1 protein-coding gene is annotated in these 956 nt (G+C 32.3%); it reads right to left on the bottom strand.

Going from position 1 to position 956, the window contains the following annotated elements; translation table 11 throughout:
• Positions 1 to 232: 232 nt before the first annotated feature.
• A complete protein-coding gene (locus tag AOQ71_RS44580; RefSeq protein WP_000537572.1) occupies positions 233 to 760 on the bottom strand; it encodes a plasmid pRiA4b ORF-3 family protein in 528 nt (175 codons plus the stop codon).
• Positions 761 to 956 lie beyond the last annotated feature (196 nt).

The following is a 956-nucleotide window of genomic DNA, read 5'->3' as shown; positions in this document are numbered from 1 at the left end:
GGACACGAGAGCCTGCCATTTCAAATTTTTCATAGCCGAGCTGATTCAGTAAAACGACTAAATCTTTATACGGAAATGTATTTTTTGAATTTCCAAATTTTTCCAGTAACTTTTCCGTTTTACCCATACTTCAGCCCTACTGCTATTGCAACTAAGTATAGTTACTTTTAAATAATAATTGCAACTATATTTAGTTGCAATTTCGTATAACAGCCCTTATGTTAAATCAGGTTTAAAACTTAATATCATGTGAATTAAAGTAGGTCGGATCAAACTCTATCTCTCCTATTTCATCCTCGATAATTTGCATGTAATCGTCATATCTTGGATGTTTGGGGTCTTGTAATGCATCTAAAATATCAAGATATCCAAAAATTCCTCCAATATCTTCAAATGGAGCATGATTTTGACCATCTATACAACATGGATATTTTTTATTTAAATCAGGAGATTGTCTGCTTTCTACAGTAATCAAATGTTCCCAACAATCGCCAAAATCATATGTATATATAATTTTTTTACCTACACGTAGAACTTCTTTCAATTTTTGTCTTTTATTGATCTTTTCATGCTTAATAGTCGTGAATTCATGTAAATGGCTATCTTCCCAATCAAAAGCAGATTGAATTGCCTTATGGAGCCTAGATAAAGTAGCTGCCGATGAAATTTGAATAGTTCTCCAGATTTCAGGATCACTACCTAGCAGACTAATTTTTAATTGAAAAACTTCATCAGAAGATTTGAGCTTTACAGTTCCCATAACAGCCTAGTTCTCAAAAAATAGTTTTAGTAAATCTAAAATTAACATAATACACCTTATACGAAATGCGTTATAATTCTCTTGAAAATTGAACGCTGTAGTTCCTAGTTGATAGCCCATCTTCCCCAAGGTGGGCTTTTTTTATGCTTTTTCACGTTCCACGCTTATTATTTAATCAATGTTTCACGACTTTGTT

It is taken from the genome of Bradyrhizobium manausense (assembly GCF_001440035.1).
In the GTDB taxonomy this organism is placed as follows: Bacteria; Pseudomonadota; Alphaproteobacteria; order Rhizobiales; family Xanthobacteraceae; genus Bradyrhizobium; species Bradyrhizobium manausense.
Note: the sequence above shows the minus strand (reverse complement) of the source record. Positions and strands in the feature narration are given on the sequence as shown.

Bases quoted from the DNA above. Each gene is read 5' to 3' on its own strand.
- AOQ71_RS44580 (WP_000537572.1), bottom strand. From the start codon at position 760: ATGGGAACTGTAAAGCTCAAATCTTCTGATGAAGTTTTTCAATTAAAA.